Source organism: Streptomyces kebangsaanensis (assembly GCF_001906585.1).
Lineage (GTDB): Bacteria > Actinomycetota > Actinomycetes > Streptomycetales > Streptomycetaceae > Streptomyces > Streptomyces kebangsaanensis.
The window spans coordinates 94,919-101,810 of record NZ_JUJA01000133.1 but is presented as its reverse complement, the minus strand read 5'-3'; the positions used below and the strand labels follow the sequence as shown (position 1 = coordinate 101,810).

At 60.2% G+C, this 6,892-nt stretch carries 5 protein-coding genes; 1 reads left to right on the top strand and 4 read right to left on the bottom strand.

Going from position 1 to position 6,892, the window contains the following annotated elements; translation table 11 throughout:
- Positions 1 to 120 precede the first annotated feature (120 nt).
- Entirely contained in the window at positions 121 to 1,509 is a 1,389-nt protein-coding gene (locus tag RH94_RS19375) for an IS1380 family transposase (protein WP_073945630.1), read from the top strand.
- 277 nt (positions 1,510 to 1,786) lie between these two features.
- On the opposite strand, the gene RH94_RS41465 is transcribed toward RH94_RS19375, so the two are convergent.
- The 4 genes from RH94_RS41465 to RH94_RS40390 all read right to left on the bottom strand — a co-directional run.
- On the bottom strand, positions 1,787 to 2,431 hold the full coding sequence (locus tag RH94_RS41465; protein WP_199881000.1) for a hypothetical protein: 645 nt from the start codon (positions 2,429 to 2,431) through the stop codon (positions 1,787 to 1,789).
- Between the two features lie 22 nt (positions 2,432 to 2,453).
- A complete protein-coding gene (locus tag RH94_RS19365; RefSeq protein ID WP_073948799.1) occupies positions 2,454 to 3,101 on the bottom strand; it encodes a hypothetical protein in 648 nt (215 codons plus the stop codon).
- A gap of 452 nt (positions 3,102 to 3,553) precedes the next feature.
- Entirely contained in the window at positions 3,554 to 4,495 is a 942-nt protein-coding gene (locus tag RH94_RS19360; protein ID WP_073948798.1) for a restriction endonuclease, read from the bottom strand.
- Between the two features lie 1,827 nt (positions 4,496 to 6,322).
- On the bottom strand, positions 6,323 to 6,892 hold a 570-nt coding region (locus RH94_RS40390; protein ID WP_199880998.1), incomplete at its 5' end, for a hypothetical protein.

The following is a 6,892-nucleotide window of genomic DNA, read 5'->3' as shown; positions in this document are numbered from 1 at the left end:
CCTGGATCCACCGCGTAGCGGACGGGCCGTGGACGGAGAAATCAGAAGAGGTGCCCGCTGACCTGGGATGATGGGAGTTCCTACGCTTCCACCGGTCCCGACCTGCAAGGCACCTCTCAAGTGAAATCGTCCCACAGCCCGGCGCGGGTGTTTGCCGCGTTCGACGAGCCGAATCTCATCGCGCATGCCGGACTGGTCCCGGTGATCCGGCTGGCCGAGCGGTGCGGCCTGCCGGCTCTGGTGGCCGAGAAGGTCAAACTGACCGGCGCGGCCAACGGCGCCGGCACGGCCCCCGACGCGAAGGCGATGAGCATCGTGGGCGGCATGGCCGCCGGCGCCGACTCCATCGACGACCTGGATGTCCTGCGGCACGGAGGGCTGCGGAAGCTCTTCGCAGGGGTGCGGGCACCGTCCACGCTGGGCACCTTCCTGCGCGCCTTCACCTGGGGACACGTCCGGCAACTCCAGTCCGCGACAAGCGCGTTCACCTGCAACCTGGCCGCCCACACCGGACTGGTGCCCACGACGGACGAGGTGGTGTTCGTCGACATCGACTCCAAGGTCAAGCAGGTCTACGGCCCGGCCAAGCAGGGCGCCTCGTTCGGCTACACCAAGGTCCGCGGGCTGCACTTCCAGATCGTCACGGTCAAGACGTCCACCTGCGCGCCGGTCATCGTCGCCACCCGGCTGCGCAGGGGCTCGGCGGGCTCCGGCAAGGGGGCGGCGAGTCTGCTGCGCGAGGCGCTGACCACGGTGCGGGCCATGGGGATCACCGCACAGATCATCGTGCGCGCCGACTCGGCCTACTTCTCCCACAAGGTCGTCGCCGCCTGCCGTCGGGCCGGCGCCCGCTTCTCGCTGGCCGTCGCGGTCACCAAGACGATCCGCGAAGCGATCGCGTCCATCGCCGAGGACGCCTGGACGCCGATCCGGTACACCGACGCGATCTGGGACGCCGAGGAGGAACGCTGGATCTCCGACGCCGAGATCGCCGAGATCCCGTTCACCGCGTTCACCAGCAAGAAGAAGCAGTTCCACACCACCGCCCGGCTGATCGTCCGCCGCGTGAAGCGGCTGAACCCGAAGACGGTGCCCGACGGACAAAGTGAGCTGTTCGCGGTCTGGCGCCATCATGTGGTCTTCACCGACAGCACCTTCGTCCTGACCGACGCCGAGCCCATGCATCGTGCTCACGCCGCGGTGGAACAGGTCTTCGCCGATCTGGAGGACTCCGCCCTGGCCCACCTGCCCTCGGGGAAGTTCACCGCGAACGCGGCCTGGCTCACCCTGGCCGCCACCGCCTACAACCTCACCCGCGCGGCCGGACACCTCGCTTCCGCCTTCCACGCACGGGCACGGACCGGCACGATCCGCCGTCATCTCATCGCCGTTCCGGCCCGCATCGCCCGCCCGGGACGACGAGTAGTGCTGCATCTGCCCCGACGCTGGCGCTGGGCCGACGACTTCACCGACCTGTGGACCGCCACCGGGCAGCGGATGCAGACCTGACCAACCGGACCCCCGCCCGTCCACGATCTGGAAGACCTCGGAGAACCCGCCACCGGAACGGCCATCCGGAAACCCGCCCTGCCCGGAACCGAAAATCCACCCCGAAACCAATCACACCGCGCGATCAAAGATCACGCGGTGGATCGAGGCTCAGCCCCAGCCGGATCGGCGACATAGCCCGCGCCGCCCTCGCCCTCAACAGAATCTGGAAATGACCACCGCTGAGAAAACGTCACTCAGCAGAAGGCGCCAGCGGCCTGACCCTACCTCGCCGAAACTACGCCGGGTATTTCATCATGAAGGCGCGGACACCATCGATAAACGCCCCAACCTGATCCTTGTCATAGCTGGCGTAATCACCGTGCGCCGCCTTGTTCCGAAGGTCCATCCAAGTCGTCAGCTGCTTCTGCTGCAACCCGTCGTAAACGCCGGCCTTCTTCAGGTCGCCGTTCATGGTGTCGGCCTTCTTCGGCCTACCTGCCACTGCGATGGGCACATGGTTCTTCACGCAGAGGGCGCGCACGTGCACCTCGAGAGATGTCCCCGTGATGACCGCCGCCGCGTCCTTGTAGCCTTTGTTCAGCAGCGCTTCGGCCATCTCCAAATAGTCGCTGTATGTGTCAGCGTGCACTAGCTCGACGACGGTCTCCGTCCATCCCGCGTTGAGATCGTCCCTTAGCGTAGTGGCCACTTGCACGTTGTGCTGCAACCTACCTTCGGACGAATACCCACTACCCCGCTTGAGCTGCTGACCGTACATAGACCCCTGCATGGTCAGGCGGGTCACTGCGGTCTCCAAGCGGTTCGCCAGAATCTCGGCTTCTCCTAGTTCTGGATCACCATAAACCAGACGCTTTCCGAGGATTTTTTCAGCTTTCTCAATCAGCTCGTCGAGCTGCTTCACCATGTCTTCGATCGCCACCGTCAGTCCTCCGTGGGTCGAACTATGCCGGGTGCTTCAACATGAAGTCCCGTACACCATCAATAAACATGCGTACCTGGTGTCCGTCGTAGCTCTGATAGTCGCCGTGTGCCGCTTTGTTCCGCAGATCCATCCAGGCCGTGATCTGCTTTTGCCGCAAGCCGTCATAGACGTCAGCCTTCTTCAGGTCGGCGTTCATGACGTCAGCCTTCTTCGGCGTACCGCTCGACAGCTCAGTATTTACGCCATGCTTGACGCAGAGCGCCCGCACATGAACTTCCAGGGATGTACCAGTGATAACTGCTGCCGGGTCCTTATAGCCTGCGCCGAGTAGCTCGTCTGCCATCTCCAAGTAGTCGCTGTACGTATCCGCATGGACCAGCTCTACCATTGACTCATACCAACCGGCCACGAGATCGTCATGCAGCCCTTGAGCCACAGCGTAGATTTCTTGATACCTATACGGCTGTGGCAAAGGATGGGTGCTCTTAAGCTGTCTGATGTAGGAAGAGCCAGGGAGCGCGGTCCGCTCAATCGCTGACGCAATGCGGTTGCCAATCACGGTTGGGTCGCGACTGTCACCTCCGGCCCACGACGTGTCAGTGGCGTAGCGGTAGCCAGCACTGAGAAGGAAGCTCAACTGCTGAATCATCTTCTCGACATCTGCCAATGCCTCGTCCTGTTCATGAGTGGTGAGAGCCCAACAGGCGAACCTACAACTAAGCGTCCACCGCGATCTAGTGGTTTACTGAGGTCCACCGAACCATGTACGAGCTCGTTAGCCTGACGCTCGGCCGGGACCGGCGCCCCAGCGCCGCAGCCCGGACGAAGCGGTAGGCCGACGGGTGACATCAGCTTGGGAAGCTTGAGTCTTCTGCGGGCGGTTGTAGACCTGACCTGCGACGGAGCAGCGCTGCGGCCTGGTCGACCGCCGGCTTGGTGCCCGATGTTCCCCGTGGTTCGCCGCACTATCTGGCACGATCTCTTCGTCCCGGACTACGGGCAGCACGGTTGCTGAGGTCTGTCGGGCTGGACACGCGGTCGGCTGGGGGTGCCGTGCTTTCAGCGATGGCGCGGTACCAACCAGCACTACTCGGCAAGATCGATAGTGGCCCGTGGAAGCTACAGATGCATGGCGGCGGCTGGGAAGAAGCAGTCCCCGGTGCGACTTGCGTGCTCAAGCTTGCGGGCAATCAGAGCGTCAAGACGGATCCGCCCGTCGAGGACGCAGAACAGGTCGGCTCCGTCCACGGTAATGAACGAGGTGCTGCGCTTGAAGATGTCTCGGCCGCCCTCTGAGAAGCCGTTGACGCTGACGAAGAGGCCAAGGGCGTTCTTGCCCTTTCGCTTCACCTTGCCGTCGAAGTTCGTCATATGCTCGGCTTCGACCGCGCTGGCCAGCCACTTGGCCTCGACCACGTAGTGGTTTGTGTCGTGGTAGATCGAGCCGTCGATTTGCTCACCCTTCAAGTTGTAGGCAAGCGTCGGCTCAAGATCGAAGAGAGTGAACAGTCGGTGCAGGAAGGTCTCGAACTCCCGTCCGGCCTGCTGGCGATTCGTCATGCCATGAAGCCGAAGAAACTCCTGCCTCAACTCACTCAGGACTTCTGTGAAGTCCCGGGTTCGGTTGATATTTTCGCGGTGTGCGGCAAGCTCGGCCGCGAACTTCTCGCGCTCCTCAGCGATGGCTGCGTGCCGTCCTACCCACTTCTCCAAGTTGGTTACAGCTGCACGCGCCTGGGCCAATAGGTCGTCAGCGTCAACTTGCTTGACTAGGTTTGGGAAGCTGTCCAAGCGCGATATATCGGTCATCAATTCTATCGTGAGATCGCGATACCGCTTCTCTTCGGCCATAAGCATGTTGACAAGCTGGGCCGAGGTCTCGCGCTTGGTCGTCGTGAAATCGAGTCGAGTCAACAGTTCTGGGTACTCGCGAAGTCGGCGGCGGACGTCCTGCTGATACGCAAGCTTGTTCCAGTTGATCGTAGTCAGCGCCTCGATCAAAGCTCCGTAGGCGTCGGGGTGGATCTTCTTGCTCGTTACACCCGACTGCACCTCTGCCATGGCTCGCCTACCTTCAGACGTCCAACGGCCCAACGAGGCCGTCCCTCCTGATAACCCATCAGAGTGTATCTGGGTAGACCGACAAGGTGGCCACATCTACCCAGTGTGACCCTTTGGCCATAGATTCCTCTCAGAGAAGGGTGAAAGATCGATCATGGACTTCCTGACCCGTATCAACGGCGACAAGGCCATGGTTTCGACGCTGGTGTAAGAGCGGACGTGGTGGGGAGCCCCAGGACACGACGAAGGGCCAGCCTGGGAGGAAAACCCTCCCGAGCTGGCCCTTCTCTCCGTGCCCTCGGTGGGATTCGGAACCTGCGACACCCGCTTTAGGAGAGAGGCTGGGTGATCTCGGGCTTAAGCTGGGGCTTCGCCGACCGAGGAAGCGCGCGGCTACTCGACCAGTGGGCACCGGTGTTGACCGTGGCTGACCCCTGCATCTGGCACGGTTGTGGCACGAACCTCAGCCGACGACAGTCAGCCATGACGGCGGGTGCGCCGACAGACCAGGCGCGCGTGTGCCTCGCTGCACCCCCACCGGCCTCAGCCACGTTGTCGAGCATTGCCGGCCAGTCCTTCCGCGGCGAGCGGAGTGGCACACGGCTCCGCAGGTCGCTTGACTCCAAAACAACACAGCAGGTCACGGAGGAGTCCGTTGTAGATCAGTCCTGTCGAGTCCACGCATGGTCCACGGTCCGAGAAGGGGGCCACAGACATCTTCGTTGAAGGCTGGCGACAACTGCTGGCATGGTTGGGCCATGGCTGATGGGACCTTCTACTCCGACCGTATAGGGCGAGGCAAACCGCGCGTTGCCGAGGAGATCTCGCACGCGACATGGCGAGGTCTTGTGGCTTTGATCCGCCGATACGTCGGTGATGGCTATCTCGCACGAGCCTTTCCTGCTTACGACTGCCCGGATGATCGCACTGGACACAGCGTAATTACCGGTGTAGACGAGCAGGCTTTTGTCGATTCTCTAACCGCATACGTTCCCGATCTCGTCTCCTGCGCGCTGGAGTGCACCGGCGATGATGATCTCTTCGGAATGGAGATTCGCAGTAGCGTAAAGCATTTCCGCATGGCGGACCTTCTAGCTACCGGTTGGGTGCCAGATACTGCAACTGCACTAGATGTAGTTGAGTTTATTGCTCACCACATTGAAGATCCGACTCACCGTTCGCTGCACACATGGAATGGCGATCATCACCATTACTCCTTCAGTGGTCGCTCTCACGGCCGGCCCAAAGGGCAAGGCGAGTTCCAGAGCAGCGTAAATTTTCTCTTCGCCCGGAATGGAATAGCTTTCACGCTAGATGACGATCTGCAGGTCCATAGAATCGCACCGCCGGAAGTGCGAAGCGTGATCTCCGAATTCCGGCCAGAGACTGAAGATCCCGAACTGAATGCCAAACTGGCTGACGCGATGGTCCGCTTTATTTCGAGGCATCCGGAACATCGGCGCGACGCGGTTGAGAAGCTATGGGATGGATTCGAGCGATTGAAGACCCTGGAATTTGGTGCGAGTAAAGATAAAAAGACATCGGTTAGTGAGCTTCTGGACAAATCATCCTTTGGCTCTGTGCCGTACCGTGATGAACTGGAGGCGGAGTTTAAGAAGTTGANCAACAAGTTCGGTATCAGGCACCATGAGCACAGTCAAGTTGCTCTACCCAACGACGCTGCTGTGGACTACCTGTTCGTGCGACTTGCCTCAGTAATCGCATATGTTCTGCGAGCGACTGGACGCATGGCTACTAGCTAACTCCATAACGGGCTCTTGGTATTACAGAGCAAGCTACTGAGGCCGGTCCGCGATCACGGGATATCTAAAGACTGATTCTGAAATCCTCAATCTTCTGGCGGATCAATTCTGCAGGATCCGTTCCCGTCTTCTTGTTGGTGAGCATTTGCTTCACGTCCGAATCGCTCAAGATGACAATCATCTTATCGTGCAGTACCCACTGTTCGCGCAAGATGTAGAGCAATTGTGCATCTGGTTCAACCCGCGTGAAAATTAGGGCAAATAGGCCGAGTCCATGTCTCTGTAGATAGTTCGCAATCTGCAGGACCTCGTCTTTTTTGATCGATCCAGAATAATTCTTCGCATCGATCACTACATAATCCGCCTGGTAGCGAGTGCGGAAATATGCCCACATGCCGTCGAGTGCATAATTAGGAAGAATCAAGTCGCGCCTGTTTACCTTGCTGAAGTTGCCTCGCTCCCATAGGGGTTGCGATAGTGGTGGGGAAAAAAGGAACTCCGAGATTTCACGGCAAAGATTCTGATATGCCACCCAGTCTGGGCCGGGGGATATCTCGGCAAGTCGCGCCAGTAGAGAATCAGCTACATGGGGAGTCGGTTCCTGGAGCTTCCCTGCCTCCATTTCGATCTGGAA